At 71.9% G+C, this 18,338-nt stretch carries 16 protein-coding genes; 6 read left to right on the plus strand and 10 right to left on the minus strand.

The genetic code is table 11. The features are described from left to right. Positions 1–36: 36 nt before the first annotated feature. Genes SMD20_RS18240 through SMD20_RS18260 form a run of 5 tightly spaced genes read right to left on the minus strand, consistent with a single transcriptional unit; the run spans position 37 to position 5,383 of the window. Positions 37–1,395 carry a sulfatase-like hydrolase/transferase gene (locus SMD20_RS18240; RefSeq protein WP_329582410.1) on the minus strand — a complete coding sequence of 453 codons (1,359 nt, stop codon included), beginning with the start codon at positions 1,393–1,395 and terminating at the stop codon, positions 37–39. Positions 1,396–1,407: 12 nt separating this feature from the next. Further along, positions 1,408–2,214: a carbohydrate ABC transporter permease gene (locus SMD20_RS18245; RefSeq protein ID WP_329582412.1), complete on the minus strand. Its 807-nt coding sequence runs from the start codon at positions 2,212–2,214 to the stop codon at positions 1,408–1,410. Further along, positions 2,214–3,101 carry a carbohydrate ABC transporter permease gene (locus SMD20_RS18250; protein WP_329582415.1) on the minus strand — a complete coding sequence of 296 codons (888 nt, stop codon included), beginning with the start codon at positions 3,099–3,101 and terminating at the stop codon, positions 2,214–2,216. The genes SMD20_RS18245 and SMD20_RS18250 overlap by 1 nt, the downstream gene beginning before the upstream one ends. Further along, positions 3,098–4,366 carry an ABC transporter substrate-binding protein gene (locus tag SMD20_RS18255; RefSeq protein WP_329582417.1) on the minus strand — a complete coding sequence of 423 codons (1,269 nt, stop codon included), beginning with the start codon at positions 4,364–4,366 and terminating at the stop codon, positions 3,098–3,100. Before SMD20_RS18255 ends, SMD20_RS18250 begins: the two co-directional genes overlap by 4 nt. 15 nt (positions 4,367–4,381) lie before the next feature. Next, positions 4,382–5,383, minus strand: a complete 1,002-nt coding sequence (locus tag SMD20_RS18260) for a LacI family DNA-binding transcriptional regulator (protein ID WP_329582418.1) — start codon at positions 5,381–5,383, stop codon at positions 4,382–4,384. A 197-nt stretch (positions 5,384–5,580) separates the two neighbouring features. Between SMD20_RS18260 and SMD20_RS18265 the strand changes: the two genes are divergently transcribed. The 3 genes from SMD20_RS18265 to SMD20_RS18275 all read left to right on the plus strand — a co-directional run bounded on the left by SMD20_RS18265 (position 5,581) and on the right by SMD20_RS18275 (position 9,294). Beyond that, on the plus strand, positions 5,581–7,134 hold the full coding sequence (locus SMD20_RS18265) for a multicopper oxidase family protein (RefSeq protein WP_329582421.1): 1,554 nt from the start codon (positions 5,581–5,583) through the stop codon (positions 7,132–7,134). 133 nt (positions 7,135–7,267) lie between these two features. After that, complete coding sequence (locus SMD20_RS18270; protein ID WP_329582423.1) at positions 7,268–8,647, plus strand: APC family permease; 1,380 nt, start codon at positions 7,268–7,270, stop codon at positions 8,645–8,647. Between the two features lie 11 nt (positions 8,648–8,658). Further along, positions 8,659–9,294: a GOLPH3/VPS74 family protein gene (locus tag SMD20_RS18275; protein WP_329582425.1), complete on the plus strand. Its 636-nt coding sequence runs from the start codon at positions 8,659–8,661 to the stop codon at positions 9,292–9,294. A gap of 13 nt (positions 9,295–9,307) precedes the next feature. Here SMD20_RS18275 and SMD20_RS18280 read toward each other — a convergent pair whose 3' ends face one another. Further along, positions 9,308–9,526: a hypothetical protein gene (locus tag SMD20_RS18280; RefSeq protein WP_329582426.1), complete on the minus strand. Its 219-nt coding sequence runs from the start codon at positions 9,524–9,526 to the stop codon at positions 9,308–9,310. A 152-nt stretch (positions 9,527–9,678) separates the two neighbouring features. Between SMD20_RS18280 and SMD20_RS18285 the strand changes: the two genes are divergently transcribed. The 3 genes from SMD20_RS18285 to SMD20_RS18295 all read left to right on the plus strand — a co-directional run bounded on the left by SMD20_RS18285 (position 9,679) and on the right by SMD20_RS18295 (position 14,086). After that, positions 9,679–10,935, plus strand: a complete 1,257-nt coding sequence (locus SMD20_RS18285; RefSeq protein ID WP_329582429.1) for a lamin tail domain-containing protein — start codon at positions 9,679–9,681, stop codon at positions 10,933–10,935. A gap of 852 nt (positions 10,936–11,787) precedes the next feature. Next, complete coding sequence (locus SMD20_RS18290) at positions 11,788–12,651, plus strand: hypothetical protein (protein WP_329582432.1); 864 nt, start codon at positions 11,788–11,790, stop codon at positions 12,649–12,651. A 112-nt stretch (positions 12,652–12,763) separates the two neighbouring features. Continuing rightward, on the plus strand, positions 12,764–14,086 hold the full coding sequence (locus SMD20_RS18295) for a glycoside hydrolase family 30 protein (protein WP_329582435.1): 1,323 nt from the start codon (positions 12,764–12,766) through the stop codon (positions 14,084–14,086). A 61-nt stretch (positions 14,087–14,147) separates the two neighbouring features. Here the strand turns inward: SMD20_RS18295 and SMD20_RS18300 are convergent, their stop codons facing one another. The 4 genes from SMD20_RS18300 to SMD20_RS18315 all read right to left on the minus strand — a co-directional run bounded on the left by SMD20_RS18300 (position 14,148) and on the right by SMD20_RS18315 (position 18,314). After that, positions 14,148–14,963 (minus strand): carbohydrate ABC transporter permease, encoded by an 816-nt coding sequence (locus SMD20_RS18300; RefSeq protein WP_329582437.1) that lies wholly within the window; start codon positions 14,961–14,963, stop codon positions 14,148–14,150. Beyond that, a complete protein-coding gene (locus SMD20_RS18305; RefSeq protein ID WP_329582439.1) occupies positions 14,956–15,858 on the minus strand; it encodes a carbohydrate ABC transporter permease in 903 nt (300 codons plus the stop codon). The genes SMD20_RS18300 and SMD20_RS18305 overlap by 8 nt, the downstream gene beginning before the upstream one ends. A 1-nt stretch (position 15,859) precedes the next feature. After that, the gene (locus SMD20_RS18310; protein ID WP_329582443.1) at positions 15,860–17,113 is read right to left on the minus strand and encodes an ABC transporter substrate-binding protein; all 1,254 of its coding nucleotides are present in this window, start codon (positions 17,111–17,113) and stop codon (positions 15,860–15,862) included. A 70-nt stretch (positions 17,114–17,183) separates the two neighbouring features. After that, on the minus strand, positions 17,184–18,314 hold the full coding sequence (locus tag SMD20_RS18315; protein ID WP_329582446.1) for an ROK family transcriptional regulator: 1,131 nt from the start codon (positions 18,312–18,314) through the stop codon (positions 17,184–17,186). Positions 18,315–18,338: the final 24 nt, after the last annotated feature.

Raw genomic sequence — 18,338 nt, forward strand, 5'->3', positions numbered from 1 at the left:
GATGGCGGGAACGCCGGTTCCCGCCATCCGCCACGATCATGGCCGCTGGTGGCCGATCCTGACCGGCTTCGGGCCGCGCAGCCGTACCTCCGGGTCGGTCATCGCCTGGTCCGGGGCCGGGCGGACGGCGGCCGGCTCGATCTCCGGCGCGGCGCCCTCGGCCTCGGCGATCCGCCGCGCCAGCCGCTCCCGCAGCCCCGCCGCCACCCCGGCGTGCGAGGGGTGGCCCGCCAGGTTCACCAGCTCGTACGGATCGTTCTCCAGGTCGTGAAGCGCCTGCTCCCGGTAGCGGCCGGCGGCCGGGTCGTTCCAGGGATCGGCGTCCTCGGCCACCGCGTAGTACTTCCACCGCGACGTACGGATGCCGCGCCCCACCTCCGACTCGCTGACCTGGAAGAACACCTCCTCCGGCCAGTCGGCGCGGGCGTCGCGGAGCAGCGGCAGGAACGAACGGCCCTGCATCTCCTCCGGCACCGGCAGCCCGGCCGCCGCCAGCAGCGTCGGCGGCAGGTCGAGGGTGCTGACCGGGCGGGCGATCGCGCCGCCGCCGTCGAAGCCGGGGCCGCGCAGCGCCAGCGGCACCCGCAGCGAGGCGTCGTGGCAGGAGCGTTTGTACTCGGCATTGCGGGTCTTGAAGTGGTTGCCGTGGTCGGAGGTGTAGGTCACGATCGTCTCCTCCAGCAGGCCGAGGCTGCGCAGGGCGTCGAGCAGCCGCCCCAGCCCCTCGTCCAGGCGCTTGACCTGGCCCAGATAGCCGCCGAGATGCCGGTGTGCGGTGCCGCCGAGCGCGGCGAGGTCCGGCGGCAGCCAGGAGCCCTGGTAGCGCTCCTCGTAGCCGTCGGGCGCCGGGTAGTTGTCCACCTCGTTCTGGTGGTGCGGCTCCAGGAGCGACAGGAACAGGAAGAACGGCTCGTCGTGGTGGTCGGCGACGAACCTGATCGCGGCGTCCACGAGCGCGTCGGAGCGGTAGCCGGGCAGCAGGACGGGATCGCCCGCCTCGTCGAAGACGATCGTGCGGTAGGCGTCGGAGGTGTGCTCCAGCGCGTTCGCGCCGAGCCAGGACCGGTAGCCGCCGCGCTGCTCCTCGGGCACCGGCTCCGCGCCCGCCAGGTGCCACTTGCCGATGTAGCCGGTGGCGTAGCCGGCCGCGCCGAAGTGGTGCGCGAGCGTGCGCTCCTCCGGCGGCAGGACGCGGCCGTTGCGGTGGACGCCGGTCGTGGTCGGGTAGCGGCCCGTCTGCAGCGCGGCGCGGGCGGGCGCGCACACCGGCTGCGGGGTGATCGCGACCGTGGCCTGGGTGCCGTGCCTGGCCATCCGGTCGAGGTTGGGGGTGAGCGGGCCGACGGTGTCCCACCGCTGCTGGTCGGTGAAGACGACGATCACGTTCGGACGCAAGACGGAAGCTCCCTATTTGAGGCCGGTCAGGGCGATGCCCCTGACGAAGTGACGCTGGGTGAGGACGAACAGCACGGCGGTGGGCACGAAGAGGATCACCGAGCCCGCGGCCGTCAGGTGCCACAGCGTGAAGTACTCCTGGTTGAACAGGGTCAGCCCGACCGGGATGGTCCGCATCTCGGGCGTGGTGGTGGCGACCAGCGGCCACAGGAACTCGTTCCACTGGAAGACGAAGGTGAACAGCCCGAGCACGGCGAGCGCCGGCCGGGTCTGCGGCAGGATGACACTGCGGTAGACGCGCAGCTCGGAGGCGCCGTCGATGCGGGCGGCGTGGATGAGGTCGTCGGGGATGGGCTGGATGAACTGCCGCATGAGAAAGATCCCGAACGCGTCCATGAGGAACGGCGTGATGAGCCCCTGGTAGGTGTTCAGCCAGCCGAGGTTGGCCATGAGGACGTACAGCGGGATCATCCGCACGAAGAACGGCACCATGAGCGTGGCCAGCAGCGCCACGAACAGGGTGCCCCGCAGCGGGAAGCGGAACTTGGCGAAGACGTACCCGACGAGCGGGTCGAACAGCAGGTGCGCCAGCGTGATCGCGCCCGCCACGACCAGGCTGTTGACGATGAAGTCGCCGAACGGCGCCCGCGTGAACAGCTCGGCGTAGTTGCCCCACTGGGGCGAGTCCGGCACCAGCACGGCGTCGGCCGCCAGCGTCTCGGCCTCGGTCTGCAGCGACAGCGACACCATGTAGAGCAGCGGCAGCACGGTGACCAGGCCGGACAGCCCGAGCAGGGTGTAGAGCAGGGTCCTGCGCATCAGTACGTGACCTCCCCGCGCCGCCCGGCCCTGAGCTGCACCAGCGTGAACGCGACGATCACGACGAGCAGCAGCACCGACTGCGCCGAGGAGTAGCCGAAGTCGCGGGCGCGGAAGGCGACGTTGAAGATGTGGAAGACCGACAGGTCGGTGGCGTCGCCCGGCCCGCCGTTGGTGATGATGTACGCCTGCCCGAACGCCTGCAGCCCCGAGATCACCGCCATCACCGAGACGAACAGCGTCGTCGGCGCGAGCAGCGGCAGCGTGATCCGCCAGAACCGCCGCCAGGCGTCCGCGCCGTCGATCCGCGCGGCCTCGTGGTAGGTCTCGGGGATGCCCTGGAGCCCGGCCAGGAACAGCACCATCGTGTAGCCGACGCTCTGCCACAGCGTGACGCAGGCGATGGTGAGCAGCGGCGCGGTGTTGAGCCACTGCTGGCCGGGCAGCCCGAGCCCGGTCAGCACCCGGTTGAGCACGCCCAACTCGGGGTCGAGGATGTTGCGCCAGAGCAGCCCGACGATCGCCACCGACGTCAGGTACGGCACCAGCAGCAGCACCCGGAACACCACCCGGCCCCTGAGCGGCTGGTCCAGCGCCAGCGCGAGGGCCAGCCCGAGCACGATCGAGCCGATCACCACCATGACCGCGAACGCCACCGTGACCAGGAACGAGTGCCGCACCGCCGGATCGCCGAGCGCGGCCGTGTAGTTGCCGAGCCCGGCCCACTGGTCGGCCTGCGGTCCGGTGCGGAGGCTGGTCGCGACCACGTTGCCGATCGGCAGGTAGAAGAAGGCCGCGAAGAACAGGATCGCCGGGAGCAGGAAGAGGTAGGCGGTGCGCGCGTAGCGGCCCGCGAGGGTGCGGGGAGTGCGGATGACGGCTCTCACTTGAGGAAGCCCTCGACGGTCCTGGTGAAGGCCGCGAGGGCCTCGGCGGCCGGCTGGTTCTGGATGAGCACCTGCTGGTACATCACCTTGAGCTGCTCGTCCCACTTGCCGAGCTGCCCGGTCAGGCGCACCTGCTGCGAGGGGTCCTGGGCGGTGGCGAGCGCGTCGGCGAAGACCTTGGTGACCGGGTCCGACCGCACCTCCGGCAGCTCCGCCCAGGACTTGCGAGGCATGAGCATGCCGGTCTCCGCGGTGGCGGCCCGCTCCACCTCGGCCGCGGTGACGCGCTTGACGAAGTCCCAGGACAGCTCGGGCCGGGCGGCCTTGGCGGGCACGAACAGGCTGACCCCGGCCGCCTGCGTGGCCTGCGTCCGGTGCTTCAGCGGCGGCGCGACGCCCAGCTCCAGGTCGGGGCTGGTCTTCCTGATCGGGTCGAGGTCCCAGGGGCCGGTGAGGATCATGGCGGCGCGCCCGGCGGAGAACAGCTTCTGCGGGCCCGAGTAGTCGGTGCTCAACACCGGCACCGGGGCGACCTTGTGCTTGTGCACGAGGTCGGCCTGGAACTGCAGGGCCTCGACGGCGGCCTCCCTCGGCCCCATGATCTCGCCGGTCGCCGGGTCGTACGGGGTGACGCCGGCCTGGATGAGCCACGGCCACACGTAGGTGAAGTCCTGGTTGAGCGCGACGCCGTACACGCCGTCCTTGGTGAGCTTCCGCGCGGCGGCCAGGAACTCCTCCCAGGTCGCCGGCGGCTCCAGCCCGGCCTCGCGCAGCATGGCCCGGTTGTGGAGGAGCGTGTTGCAGGTGAGGTGGAGCTGAACGCCGTACACCTTGCCCTGGTAGGAGTTGCGCTCGACGGTCACCGGCTGCCAGTCGGCGGGGAAGCCCATCGCCTGGCCGTCGCGGTCGACGAAGTCCTGAAGGGAGCGGGCGTTGCCGGAGATCGCGAACTCCTGCACCCAGCCGCCGGGCTCCTCCACCAGGTCGGGCACGGTCCCCGAGGCGAAGTCGGCCAGCAGCCGGGTGCGCAGGTCGGGCCACTGGTACTTCTGCAGGTTGACCTTGACCTTGTTGGCCTGCTCGAACTCGGCGATGACCTTGCGGTAGGCCGCGTAGTCGTGGCCGGCGTTCCAGTAGACGGTGAACGTGCCCGGCGCGGCGGCGGACGGCGCCGGGGGCGCGCCCGCGCAGGCGGACAGCACCGGAGCCGCGGCGGCGGCCCCGGCGAGGCGGATCAGGTCACGGCGGCTGAGATTGGGGGACATCTCGCGTTTCCCTTCTTAGGAGGAGCCACGCCGCAGGAAGGTCCAGGAGCGGACGATCTCGCGGGCGGCCGGCGCCTCCTCGGCCTGGAGGCGGTCGAACAGCAGCCGCACCACGTCGGTGTAGTCGTGCCTGAGCGGCCCGACCGTGCTGAGCTGCGGATTGGTGATGAGACCCTCGTCGATGTTGCCGACACCGACGACCGCGACGTCGTCGGGCACGCGCAGCCCGGCGTCCCTGGCCGCCCAGATCGCGCTGATCGCGGCCCGGTCGGAGGCCGCGAAGATCGCGTCGGGACGGTCGGCGGACCGCAGCAGCTCCGTGGCCGTCTGGTACGCCGACACGCGGTCGTCCGCCCCGGAGGTGATGATCCGGTCCGGCACGCCGTGCCGGTCGAGCGCCCTGGTGTAGCCGAGGACACGGCCCGACGGGCGCTCCCGGTAGAGGTCGTGGCGGTGGGCGAGGAACGCGATGCGCCGCCGCCCCCGCGCCAGCAGGTGCGCGACGGCCTCCTCGCACGCCTCGGCCTCCGGCGTCCGTACGACGTCGCAGCCCTCCAGCCCGTCCTCGTTGCTCAGCACCACCATCGGCAGTCCCGCGGCGGCGAGGCCGTTGATCATCTCCGGGGTGAGGTGGCCGCCGGTGACGTTGATCAGCGCGCCGTCGGCGACGCCGCCGCGCAGCACGTCGACGGCCGCCTTCGCGCGGGTCTCGCTGTAGACGGCCAGGTTGACGACGGAGTAGCCGCGCGCGTCGGCCATCTCGTGCAGGTCGGTGGCCAGCCGCTCGTCGGTCGGTACGCCGCCGAGCGAGCTGAGCACCAGGCAGACGCGCTGGGTGCGGCCTCTGCGCAGGCTCCGCGCGGCCTGGTCGGGGGTGTAGCCGAGCCGTCTGGCGGCGTCGAGCACCCGGCGGCGCGTCTCGGCGGCGACCGGGCGGTCCCGGCCGCTGAGGACGTAGCTGACGGTCGCGACGGAGACGCCTGCGAGCTCGGCGACCTGGCGTGCGGTGGGTCTCATGCTAGACGTATAACCCTCTGAGGTCGGAGAAAGAGGCACGAGGGATGGACATGGGAGGGCGTGCTGCCGGCGAAGTGTTAATCGATTAACATCGACCGTACTCCTCGGCCGCGCCCCGAATCAACCACCTCCGCGTGGCACACCGAATCTCCCGTTACTGTCCGTTACCGTGCCAAGTGAACGGGGGGAGAATGCTTGTGACACATACGTGGTGGTCCCGCAGGCGCATATCGCGCAGAGGACTGATCGTCACCGGAGCCTTCGCGGCGGGTGCGCACCTGGTCGGCAAGCCGTCGGCGACGGACCCCGCCCCGCCCGCTACCGCACCGCTTTCCTCCGCGGGCCAGTCGCACTCGGTGCCGCTGCGCCCCCTGCCCACGACGTTGACCCTGGGCGAGCACACGGTCAACACCTGGACGTACAACGGCATGCTGCCCGGCCCGATGATCAGCGCCACGGCCGGTGGGGTGGTCCGCGCGCCGCTGGTCAACGGACTGCCGGAATCGACCACCGTGCACTGGCACGGCATCCAGATCGCCCACCACATGGACGGCGCGCCGGGCTACTCCCAGCCGCCCACCCCGTCGGGCGGCAGGTTCGACTACGCCTTCCGGGTGCCGGACCCGGGAACGTACTTCTACCACTCACACGTCGGCATGCAGGCCGACCGCGGCCTGTACGGGCCGCTCGTGGTGCACGACCCGCGCGAGCCGCTGAGCTACGACGTGGAGTTCACGGTGCTGCTCGACGACTGGCTCGACGGCATCCTCGGCACCCCCGACGAGGTGCTGACGCGGCTCAACGCGAGCACCGACCACGACGACACCCTGCGCAGCACCCTGCTCGGCGGCGTCACGGGCGAGGTCCGCCACCCGCTCTACCTGGTCAACGGGCGCGCCCCGGAGACCCCGGCGACGTTCACCGCGCGGCCAGGGCGGCGGGCCAGGTTCCGGATCATCAACGCCGCCGCCGACACCGCCTTCCGCGTCGCGCTCGGCGGCCACCGCATGACGATCACGCACGCCGACGGGTTCTCCGTCAAACCGGTCACGGTGGACGCGTTCCTCATCGGCATGGGCGAGCGCTACGACTTCCTGGCCCGGCTGGAGGACGGGGTGTTCCCGCTGGTGGCGCTGGCCGAGGGGAAGGGGGCGCGGGCGTTCGCGCTGGTGCGCACGGCGAGCGGGACCGCGCCGGCCTCGGACGTGCAGCCCTCGCAGCTCGACGGGCAGTTGCTGACCTACCGCGACCTGCGGCCCCGGCGCGCCGACAACCTGCCCCGCCCCTCGCGGACCGTCGTGGTGGAGCTCGGCATGCGCGAATCGGGCAACGAGTGGACGCTGAACGACCGGCTGGCGGGGGACCCGTACCGGCTGCAGGTGGACCGGGGTGAGACGGTCCGGGTGGTGCTGGACAACCTGTCGCCCATGTGGCACCCGATGCACCTGCACGGGCACACGTTCCAGGTGCACGTGCCGGGCGGGCGGGGGCCGCGCAAGGACACCGTGAACGTCAAGCCGCGCGAGCGCGTCGAGTTCGACGTGCAGGCCGTCAACCCCGGCGAGTGGATGTTCCACTGCCACAACCTGTACCACCAGGAGCAGGGCATGATGGGCGTCCTCGGCTACGGCCCGCAGGCCAACGTCACCGGCACGGGCACGGGCGCGGGCGCGGGCGCGGGCGCGGGCGCGGGCGCGGGCGCGGGCGCGGGCGCGGGCGCGGGCGCGGGCATGGGCATGGGCCACCACTAGCGCGTCCCGGACGGCCTCACCTCTCGCGTTCGGGCGCGGTGAGGTGAGGGGGGACCCTTGCGACGCGGCCCCGGGCTGCGGAAGGATCACCGAGTCACCCCCCGCGCTTGCCGCATGACGACATGGAGAGGTCGTGCGCACTCAGCAGAGCATCGAACAGTTCGGTTACCGCCAGGAGTTACACCGCGGGGTCGGACTGGCCGACCTCGTCTTCTACGGCCTGGTGTTCATGGTCCCGATCGCGCCCTTCGCGATCTTCGGGATCGTCTACGCCGAATCCGGCGGCATGCCGGTGCTGGCCTACCTCGTCGGGATGATCGCCCTGCTGTTCACCGCGTCGTCGTACGCGCAGATGGTCAAGGCGTTCCCGCTGTCCGGCTCCGTCTACAACTACGCGGGGCGCGGCATCGCGCCGCCGGTCGGGTTCCTCACCGGCTGGATGGTGCTGCTCGACTACATCCTCGTGCCGAGCCTGCTCTACCTCGTCGCCTCGATCGCCATGAACGACGTCGTACCGGCCGTTCCCGTGTGGGCCTGGGTGATCGGCTTCGTGGCCGTCAACATGACGATCAACCTGCGCGGCATCCGCATGACGGTCCGGCTCACCCGCGTGATGATCGTCGGGGCGCTGGTCGTGCTCGCGCTGTTCCTGATGGTCGGGATCTGGGCGCTGCTGCAGGGCAAGGGGCGGGGGTTCAGCCTGACGCCGCTGTTCAACGGCGACACCTTCTCCTGGCCGATCGTCTTCGCCGCGGTCTCGGTCGCGGTGCTCTCCTTCCTCGGCTTCGACGGGATCAGCATGCTGGTGGAGGAGTCCACCGGCGGCTCCGAGCAGGTCGGCCGGGCCATGCGGCTGGCGCTGGTGCTGGCCGGGGTGCTGTTCATCACCCAGGTCTGGGTCGCCGCCCTGCTCGTGCCCGATCCGGACGGGTTGCTCGCCGGCGGCTCCGACACCGCCTTCTACGACGCGGCCGCGGTCGCGGGCGGCGAGTGGCTGCGCGACGTCACCTCGATCGCCACGGCGCTGTTCTGGGGGCTGGCCAACACGCTGGTGGCCCAGGTGGCCGTCTCGCGCCTGCTGTACGCGATGGCCCGCGACCGGCAGCTCCCGTCGTTCCTCGCCAGGGTGTCGGTCCGGCACTCCGTGCCGGCCAACGCGATCATGCTGGTGTCGGCGCTGTCGGTCGCGCTCGGCATCTGGATGTCGGTCAGGGACGACGGCGTCGGCGTGCTGAGCAGCCTCATCAACATGGGCGCGATGGTGGCCTTCGTCGTCCTGCACGTGTCGGTGATCGTGCACTACACGCTGCGCGGCCGTTCGGGGGCGTGGTGGGCGCACCTGGCCGCGCCGCTGATCGGCATGGCGATCCTGATCTTCGTGGTGATCAACGCGAACGTCCTGGCACAGGTCGTCGGGCTGATCTGGCTCGCGCTGGGGGCGCTGGCGCTGCTCGTGCTCTATCTGCTCGGCCGCCGTCCCGTACTCGGCGGCGTGCCCGCCGACCGGTTCTAGCGGGTGCCGCCATGGACCGGCTGCCGCTCCACCACGACCTGTACCTCATCGCGCACGGCCAGGCGGGGAAACTGCTCATCCATCCGGCCTCGATGGGTCTCGGGCTGGCCGGGGCGGCGCTGCTGGAGCTGGCGCTGGACGGCCGGGTCGCGGTCGCCCGGGGCCGGGTGGCGGCCTCCGTACCGGCCGCGGGCGGCGGCGACGCCTTCGCGGGCGACCTGCTCGCGCTCGTCGCCGGCGAGCCGGGCGACGTCCGTACGCCGATCAAGAAGGCGGCCGTCGACGCCTACGAGCGCACCCGCGAGGCCCTGACCGGCTCCGGGGTGCTGCGCCGCACCACCAGGCGGGTGATGGGCGTGCTGCCGACCACCCGCTACCAGCTCGCCGACATCGCCTCGGTGGTGCGCGCCTCGTCCGGCGCCCGCTCGGCGGTCGAGGGCTGGCGGAGGCCGGACGCGCGCTGCGCCGCCCTGTGCGGGCTGGTCGCGGTGCTGCGGCTGGAGGAGGAGCTCTACCTCGACCAGCCGTCCGGGCAACTGGTCAGCCGGCTGCGCGAGATCGCCCGCGAGAGTTCGCGCGAGGTCGCCGAGCTGGTCGGCGTCGTGGAGGGCCTGGTCGGGGAGGCGGCGGTGGCGGTCTATCGCTGACCGGCCGCGGAGACTATTCGTCCTCGCCGGTCTCCAGACCTTCCGGGTGATGCACGGTGACGTCGTAGGTGGTCGGGAACAACCGGCGGAAGGCGGTGTCCACCCCGCCGCCCGCCTCGATGACGATCTTCGATTCGCGGGTGATGTCCCGGACCTGCGCGACGACCACCTCGTGGGCCTGGCCCGGCTGCCTGACCCCGCCGGGCTGGACGATCTCCTGCTCTTCGGCCATGTCCGATCCTTCCGCATTCGCTGGCGTTCGTGGCAAGTCTGGCCGATCCGCCTTGCTGGCGCACGCGCCGACCATCGCTGATCTGTACGAAGTCATGGACGAGGCCCCGGATGGGAGCTACGCTCCGGTCGCCGGCACATGGGGGATTTGCGATGAGTTATACCTTGTTACGCGGCGTCTTCGTCATCCGCTACCCCGACTCGCCGCGACGCGGCCCCGAACCCGACGGTGACACCGTCAAGTTCCGGCCCGACAACCCCGCGCTGGTCGAACGGCTGGCCCGGCACTCCGGACGGCCCCCTGCCCTGAGCCGCCGCGGCGTGTCCATCCGCCTGGAGGCCGTGGACGCGCTGGAGACCCACTTCGCCGAGACCCACCAGGAGCCCGCCGGCGCGTTCGCCGCCCGCGACGAGCTGCTGCGCCTGCTCGGCTTCACGAACGTCGTCTTCTGGGACGACCTGCCCAGCACGGTCCGCTCCGCAGACCAGGACGAGTTGCGTGGCCACGTCCTCACCAACGGCGTCGACGCCAACGGCCGGCTCATCGGCTTCGTCCGCGCGGGTGAGCATCCCGGACCCGACGGCGCGGCCGTGCTCCTCGACACGGCGGGCGTGGACGACACCGTCAACGCCGCGCTGCTCGCCGCCGGGCTGGTCTACCCGGCGTTCTACGCGACGCTGCCCGGCGAACTGCGTACGCATCTGGCCGAGGTGTCGGCGCAGGCCCGGCAGAAGGCGCTGCCGGGCGGCATCTGGCCGCGCGCGACCGGCGACCCCGACGGCCCCGCCCCGGTCGACGGGCTCGCGGCGGCCGAACGGCTCGTCCTGTGGCCGAAGCTCTTCCGGCGGCTCGTGCCGTACTTCGCCGAGGGGTTCACCGACCTCTCGCACTTCGACACCTGGCTGCGGGCCGACCCCGTGCACCGCGACGACCAGCTCTTCCTGCTCGACACGCTGGAACGCGGCAACCTGCACGACGTCGTACGCGCCTCCGGGCAGCAGCTCCAGCTCACGGTGTGGCCGGAGCGGTTCGTCATCGACCCCGACCCCGCGCCGCCGGGCGCGCCGACCCGGCCACCGCTCACCGCCGCGGGCGACGTGCTGATCGTGGCCGCCCTGCCCGACCCGCGCGGCCCCGACCGCGGGAACGAGTCCGTCACGCTGCTCAACCTGACGCCCGGCACCGTGGACCTCACCGGATGGTCGCTGTCCGGCTCCGGCGGGCGCATGGGGCTGATCGGCACCCTCGCGGGCGGCTCGGCGCTGCGGGTGACGCTCGGCGGGGCGCTCCGGCTCGGCAACCAGGGCGGCGGCCTCGTCCTCGTGGACGCCGACGGCACCACCATCGACCAGGTCACCTACAAGGCCGACCAGGTCCGCGCGGGGCGGACCATCTGCTTCGGCCGCTGATCTCCGACCCCGGGGAGGGCGCACATGGTGCAAGACGCGGACGGCGAACGGCTCTGCCCCCACTGCGGCTCCCCCACCCCACCCACCCTCCCCCACTGCCCCCGCTGTCCCGCCCCTGCCACGGACAACACCTCGGGGCAGGACATGTACGGCCCCAGCACCCCCGAGCCCGACACCCGCGGGCGCAGCGGCCCCGAGCCCGGCGCCCCGAGGTCTGGCGGTCATGGGCCCGGCGATCATGGGACCGGTGCCCCCGGACTCGACGCGCATGGGCAGGGGGCGTCCGGGCCGAGCGAGGCCAGGGGCGGGCAGCGCTCTTCCGCCTCCCGCCTGCCCGGCCGCCCCTTCCCCGGTTCGCCACGGTCCCACCAGCCCCTCCCCGACCCGCCCCGGTCCGGGCATCCCTATCGCGGCACTTCGCAGCCGGGCCATCCCTACCCGAGCGCATCCCGCCCCAGCCCTCGCCGCCCCGAATCACCGCCTCAGCCCAGCCCCCACCGCCAGCCCGCACCACCGCCTCAGCCCAGCCCCCACCGCCAGCCCGAATCACCACCGCAGCCCAGCCCCGGCTGGTTCGGGCCGTCCCCGGCCGGGCCGCCCTCGTCCGGGCCGCGTGCCTCCGGGGTGGGCACGCCTCGTTCCGGGCCGCCGCCGGCGGAGCCGTCTCCACCTGGAACTCGGCCGTTGACGGGCGACCTCGGCCCATCGCGGGCCGGCTCGCCTCGGCCGGGCCCCTATCCCCTCCAAGGGCCGCCTCGGTCCGGCCTGTTCGAGGACCGCCCCCCCGCGCCTGGCCCCGGGCAGCCTGATGGTGGCGCGCCTCCGGCCGATCACCGCCGGAGCGAGGAGCCTGTGGAGCGGCAGCGGGGGTGGTGGCGGCGGGCGTCCGTGCTGGTGAGTCTGGCGGCGGCGCTGGTCGCGGCGGGGCTCACCTGGTGGGTGGTCACGGAGGGAGGGGCCGCCCCGCGGCCGGTGGTCGGTGCCGGCGACTCCAGCGCCATCGCGTCCCAGCCGGGCGAGGGGACCGCGGCTCCCGGCGCGACCGCGCCCGCCGCACCCACGGCATCCGCCGAACCCAGGGCATCCACCGACCCCGCCGAGCCCAGGGCATCCGCCGAACCCACTGAACCGGCCGATTCCGCGCAGCCGACCCAGCCCACTCAGTCGGTCGAAGCCGCCCGATCCGCCCAGCCCACCGAACCCGCCCAGTCCATCCAGTCCCCCCAACGCGCCCGGACCACCGGTCCCGCCCAACCTGCCCAGCCCGCCGGACCCGCCGCCGTCCAGGCGCGGGCCATGAACGACGTGCTGGCCAGCAGCAACGCCTCCCATTCCGGCCTCACCGACGCCATCGTCGCCACGTCCCAGTGCCGCAGGAACGGCCTGGACAGGATCGTGGACATCACCGCCGGCCGCCGCGACCAGCTCGCCGCCGCCCGCGCACTGAAGGTGGACGATCTGCCGGACGGGACCGCCCTGCGGAGGTCCCTGGTGGCCGCGCTGGACGCCTCGTTCGACGCCGATGCCGCGTTCCTGTCCTGGGCGCGCCGCCACCTGGCCGGCGACTGCTCGGGCCCGGTGGCCGAGGACCGCGACTACCGGCGCGGCCTGGCGCGCTCGGAGGACGCGCGGAAGGCGAAGGCCCGTTTCGCCGACGCCTGGCGCACGGTCGCGAAGGCGTACGACCTCCCGGCGTGGCGCCCGGACCAGATCTGACCGCGGCGAAAAACCTGGGACATGGGTGTTGACGGGAGGTGTTTGCGACATTTAGCGTTCCGAGCGGATCGGTGAAACATATCGCCATAATTCCGAAACTTTCGGAGTCGCCATGTTACGTGGGCTTGTCGCGATCGCCCTGCTCGGCCTCCACCCTGTCCACCCCGCGCCCCCTCCGGCTGTCACCCTGGACGAGCACGTACGCCACCAGGAGATCGACGGCTTCGGCGTCTCGCAGGCCTTCCGCCGCAACGAGCTGCTCAAGGCGCTGCCCGTGGAGCAGCAGCGGGAGATCCTCGACCTGTGGTTCGACCGGAAGAAGGGCGCCGGGCTGAGCATCCTGCGCCTCGGCATCGGCTCCTCCCCGGCCGGCAGCCCGTACGACCACATGGTCTCCATCCAGCCGGAGAACCCCGGAGGCCCGGACGCCCCGCCCAAATACGTGTGGGACGGCGACGACAACAGCCAGGTCTGGGTCGCCAAGGAGGCCCAGCGCTACGGCGTGCGGCGCTTCTTCGCCGACGCCTGGAGCGCCCCCGGCTACATGAAGGACAACGGCGACGACAAGAACGGCGGCACGCTGCTGCCCGAGTGGCGGCGGGCCTACGCCGACTACCTGGTGGCGTACACGAAGTTCTACGCCAAGGAGGGCATCAGGATCACCGACCTGGGCTTCACCAACGAGCCCGACTGGACGGCCACGTACGCCTCCATGCGCTTCACCCCGGAGCAGGCCGCCGAGTTCGTCAAGGTGCTCGGGCCGATCGCGAGGAACGTCGACGTGGCGTGCTGCGACTCCTTCGGCTGGAACGAGGCCAAGGCGTACACGGCGGCGATCGAGGCCGACCCCGAGGCCCGCCGCTGGGTGAAGACGCACACCGGCCACACCTACGCCAGCCCCGTGGACGGGCCGCTGCCGACCGGCCGCAGGACGTGGATGTCGGAGTGGAACCCGAACGGCGACCGCTGGAACACCGCCTGGGACGACGGCAGCGGCTTCGACGGCTTCACGATCGCCTCGGCCGTCCATGACGCGCTCACGCTCGGGCAGGTCAGCGGCTACGTCTACTGGCTCGGCGCCTCGCGCGGCGCGACCCGGGCGCTGCTGCAGATCGACGACGTGGCGAAGACGTACAGCGTGTCGAAGCGCCTGTGGGCGCTCGCCGCCTACAGCAGGTTCATCCGGCCGGGCGCGGTCCGGGTCGGCGCCTCGGCGGCCGACCCGGCGCTGAAGGTGTCGGCCTTCCGCAACCCGGACGGCTCCCGGGTGATCGAGGTGCTCAACACGGGCACGGCCGCGGTCACCTGGAAGGGCGTGCCGGGCCGGGCCACCGCGTACGTGACGAACAACGACAACTCCCTCACCCCGTCACCGGTGGCCGGCCGCACGGTGACCCTGCAGCCGCGGACGCTGACCACGGTCGTCGTCCGCTGACCGGACCGGCGAGGGCCCGGACCCGGGTCCCCCGGGCCCTCGCCGCACCACCGTCAACGGCTCAGCCCTTACTGCCGGTGTGGGCGATGCCCTGGATGAACTGGCGCTGCAGGAAGACGAAGACGGCGATCACCGGCAGCGAGGCGAGGAGCGAGCCCGCCATGAGCACCGGGTAGTCCGTCAGGTACTGCCCCTGGAGCGAGGCGAGCCCCGCGGACAGCGTCATCTTCTCGGGATCGGTGTTGACCACGAGCGGCCAGAACAGGTCGTTCCACGCCCACAGCAGGCACAGCACGGCCAGCGCGACCAGCCCGGGGCGGGCCAGCGGCAGCATGATCGACCAGTAGATCCGCACCGGCCCCGCCCCGTCGAGGCGGGCCGCCTCCTCCAGCTCGCGCGGCAGCGCGAGGAAGAACTGCCGCAGCAGGAACACGCCGAACGCGCTGAACAGGCCGGGCACGATGATCGCCTGGAGGCTGTTGAGCCAGCCGAGCCCGGACATGATCTGGTACTGCGGGATCACGAAGAGCTGCGGCGGCACCATGAGCACCGACAGGAACACCGCGAACAGCACGTTCTTGCCGGGGAAGCGCAGCCGGGCGAAGGCGTAGGCGGCCATGGAGCAGAACAGCACCTGCCCGGCCACCCGCCCCGCCGCCATGACCGCGGTGTTGAGGAACTGCTCGCCGAACGGCAGCAGCTCGAACACCTTCGCGTAGTTGTCCCAGCGCCCCTCGGGCAGCAGCGACGGCGGCACCCGGGTCGCGGAGCTGAGCGTCTTGAGCGAGGTGATCACCTGCCAGGCGAACGGCGCCACCATCGCCAGGGAGGAGGCGATGAGCACCGCGTGCACCCCGAGCGGCCCGCGTCTAGACATAGTGCACCCACCTGCGCTGGAGCCGGAACTGCAGGATCGTCAGCGCCGCGATGAGCACGAGCAGCGCGATCACGACGGCGGCCGCGTAGCCGCGGTCGTTGGTGACGAAGGCCCGCTCGTAGAAGAGCTGCACGACGGTCTGCAGCCGCCCGTAGGCCGGGTTGGCCCGCGCCGCCTGCCCCGACCCGGTCATGACGAAGACCAGGTCGAACAGTTGCAGCGAGCCGATCACCGAGACGATGGAGATGAAGAACGCGGTCGGCGACAGCAGCGGCAGCGTGATCGAGAAGAACTGCCGGACGCGGCCCGCCCCGTCCAGCGCGGCGGCCTCGTACGTCTCCTTGGGGATGGCCTGCATCCCGGCGAGGAAGATGATGAGGTTGTAGCCGACGCTGCTCCAGACGCCCACGACGACCAGCGCGTACAACGCGGTGTCCGGGTCGGCGATCCAGTTGGGGCCGTCGAGGCCGACGACCGCGAGCACCTGGTTGACCAGGCCGTAGTCGCCGTTGTAGAGCCAGCGCCACAACATCGCGACCGCGACCGGCATGGTCACCACGGGCAGGAAGAACGCCGTCCGGTAGATCCCGGCGCCGCGCAGCCCCGGCACGTTCATCAGCGCGGCGAACACGATGGCGAGCGGGATGCCGAGCAGGCCGAGCACGGTGTAGGTGACCGTGTTGACCACCGCCTGGCGCACCTCGGGGTCGGCGGCGAGGCGGGCGTAGTTCTCCAGCCCGACCCACGTGTGCCCGCCGAACACCCCCCACTCGGTGAAGGAGAAGTACGCGGTCTGCAGCACCGGCCACAGGTAGAAGACCGCGAGCCCGAGTCCCGTGGGGGCGATGAACGCGTACCCCCACAGGGCCTCGCTCCTCGGCTTGCGCGTGCTCACGTCACTCCTTGGCCAGCAGGTCGTTCATCCCGGCCGCGAGGTCGGCGGCGGCCTTCTCGACGGGCACCTCGCCGGTCCACGCCTTGGTCAGGTGGGTGAGCTCCTGCTCCTGCCAGGCGGCGGTGTTCTTGGAGACGGGGTACGGCACCGCGTATGCGACCGCGTCCAGGAAGACCTTCAGCTTCAGCTCGGGGTGGGCGGCCACCCAGTCGTTCTGCGTGCCGTTGTAGGCCGGGATCGGGCCCTTCTTGCCGAGGATGTCGGCGGCCTGCTTCGAGCCGAGGAACTTGACGAACTCCCACGCCTCGGCCGGGTGCTCGGTCTTGGCGGACATCACGTTGGCCACGCCGTGGATGATGGTGGCCTGCTTCTCGCCCTTGGGCAGCGGGGCGACGTCCACCTTGTCCTTGGTGTAGTCGTTCTTGGTGAACTCGGCGACGTCCCAGGAGCCGCCCCAGTACATCGCGAGCTTGCCGGCCTCGAACAGTTGCAGCGGCGCGGTGTCGGTCATGGTCTTGAGGTCGGGCGAGTGCCCGGCGGCGATGAGATCGGTCCAGAAACGCAGGCCCTCGATGGTCTTGGGGTCGTCGTAGCCGGACTTCTTGCCGTCCGGCGAGATCACGTGGCCGCCGGCCTGGTAGATGGTGTTGTACTGGTATTCCTGGAAACTCGTGAGCTGCGCGCCGATGGCGTGGACGCCCTTGGCGGGGTCGGTGAGCTTGGCGGCGGCCTTCTTGAAGTCGTCCCAGGTCCAGTCGTCGGCGGGGTAGTCGACCTTGGCCGCGTCGAAGAGCTGCTTGTTGTACCAGACGCCGACCGTGTCCATGTCCTTGGGCAGGCCGTACAGCTTGCCCTCGTAGGTGTAGAGGTCGACCAGCGCCTTGGGGTAGACGGAGGAGTCGACCTGCTCCTCGATCGGCTTGATGACGCCGTTGGAGGCGTAGAGCTGGAAGTTGGGGCCGTTCATCCAGAAGACGTCGGGCGCGGCGCCGCCGCTGACGGCGGCCTTGAGCTTGGTCCAGTAGTCGGCCCAGGGGGTGAGCTGGACGTTCACGGTGATGTTCGGATGCGTCCTGGTGAACTCGGCGGCCAGTTCCCGCATCGCGTCCTGCTGGGTCGCGTCCCAGACGCCGTACGACAGCGTCACCTTCCCCTGAGCCTGAGCGCCCGTGCCGGCCTGCTCACCACCCGCGCAGGCGGAGGCGAGCAGCGCCGTGCATAGGAGCGCCACGGCGTTCCGTGCCGACTTCCACATCTCCCAGTCCTCTCCTCGAACGTGGGAGTAATCATGGAGTCCACGATAATTTTCTTCAAGGGCCGCTGTGTTACAGATGGCTCACGAGCGGTGTGCGGCCGTCGAGCACGCGCTCCTCGACGTGGTCGAGCGCCAGCCGCACCGCCCCGAGCACCACGGCCTCGTCGCCGAGCGCCGACATGCGCACCTCCGGGGTGCGGATGCACCAGCGGTCGAGCTCGCGCCGCAGCGGCTCGATGAGCACGTCGGCCGAGCGCGAGTAGCCGCCGCCGACCACGACCATCTGCGGATCCAGCGCCAGGACCAGCGCGGACGCGCCGAGCGCGAGGTCCCTGACGTAGCGGCGCACGGCGGTGACCGCCGCCCGGTCGCCCGCCCTGGCCGCGGCGAACACGTCGCCGGCCTCCCCGCCCGCGGCCTTGACCAGGTGTTCCTGGGCGCGGATCCAGCCGAGCGCGGGCAGCGCGCCGATCTCCCCCGAGGCGCCCGCGAAACCCCGGTGCAGCTTGCCGTCGATCACCAGGCCCGCGCCGGTGCGCAGGCCGGCCAGCAGGAACACCATGTCCTTGGCGTAGCGGGCCACGCCGCGCCAGCACTCGGCGAGCGCCGCGAGCTTGCTGTCGTTCTCCACCAGGACGGAGGCGGGGGCCAGCCGGCGCACGTGCGCGGCCAGGTCGACGCCGGTCCACTCGGGCAGCGCCTCCGACAGCATGACCTTGCCCGCGCCGTCCACCAGGCCGGTGGTGCCCACGCCCGACGCCCACACGTCCGCGCCGGTCAGCCCGGCCTGCTCCAGGCAGGTCAGCACGGCCCGGTCCACCGCCTCCAGCCGCTCGGCGCGGCCCATCTCCGGCGAGACGGCGACCCGGGCGGCGGACGCGACGTCGCCGTCCAGGTCGGCGAGCGTGGCGCGGACGTTGTGCCCGCCGATGTCGAGACCGAGCACCCGGCCGGCCTCGGCGCGGAAGCGGTAGCGGCGGGCCGGGCGGCCCACGCCGCCGGGCGCCGGCTCCGCCTCGGCCAGCCAGCCCTTCCGCAGCAGCTCGCGGGCCACGTCCTCGGTGGAGGCGCGCGACAGGCCGGTGCGTTTGGCCAGCTCGGTGAGCGTCAGCGGCGGCCGCCCCTGCAGCGCCCTGATCACGGCGAGCGCGTTGAGCTGCCTGAGCCGCGACAGGTCGCCGCCGCTCACGTCCTCGGCCATCGGACCCCCTTGCCGTCGACTATC

This window comes from Nonomuraea sp. LP-02, assembly GCF_036289125.1.
In the GTDB taxonomy this organism is placed as follows: domain Bacteria; phylum Actinomycetota; class Actinomycetes; order Streptosporangiales; family Streptosporangiaceae; genus Nonomuraea; species Nonomuraea bangladeshensis.

Bases quoted from the DNA above. Each gene is read 5' to 3' on its own strand.
- SMD20_RS18315 (WP_329582446.1), bottom strand. From the start codon at position 18,314: ATGGCCGAGGACGTGAGCGGCGGCGACCTGTCGCGGCTCAGGCAGCTC.
- SMD20_RS18245 (WP_329582412.1), bottom strand. From the start codon at position 2,214: ATGCGCAGGACCCTGCTCTACACCCTGCTCGGGCTGTCCGGCCTGGTC.
- SMD20_RS18280 (WP_329582426.1), bottom strand. From the start codon at position 9,526: ATGGCCGAAGAGCAGGAGATCGTCCAGCCCGGCGGGGTCAGGCAGCCG.
- SMD20_RS18300 (WP_329582437.1), bottom strand. From the start codon at position 14,963: ATGTCTAGACGCGGGCCGCTCGGGGTGCACGCGGTGCTCATCGCCTCC.
- SMD20_RS18285 (WP_329582429.1), top strand. From the start codon at position 9,679: ATGAGTTATACCTTGTTACGCGGCGTCTTCGTCATCCGCTACCCCGAC.
- SMD20_RS18310 (WP_329582443.1), bottom strand. From the start codon at position 17,113: ATGTGGAAGTCGGCACGGAACGCCGTGGCGCTCCTATGCACGGCGCTG.
- SMD20_RS18255 (WP_329582417.1), bottom strand. From the start codon at position 4,366: ATGTCCCCCAATCTCAGCCGCCGTGACCTGATCCGCCTCGCCGGGGCC.
- SMD20_RS18275 (WP_329582425.1), top strand. From the start codon at position 8,659: ATGGACCGGCTGCCGCTCCACCACGACCTGTACCTCATCGCGCACGGC.
- SMD20_RS18295 (WP_329582435.1), top strand. From the start codon at position 12,764: ATGTTACGTGGGCTTGTCGCGATCGCCCTGCTCGGCCTCCACCCTGTC.
- SMD20_RS18260 (WP_329582418.1), bottom strand. From the start codon at position 5,383: ATGAGACCCACCGCACGCCAGGTCGCCGAGCTCGCAGGCGTCTCCGTC.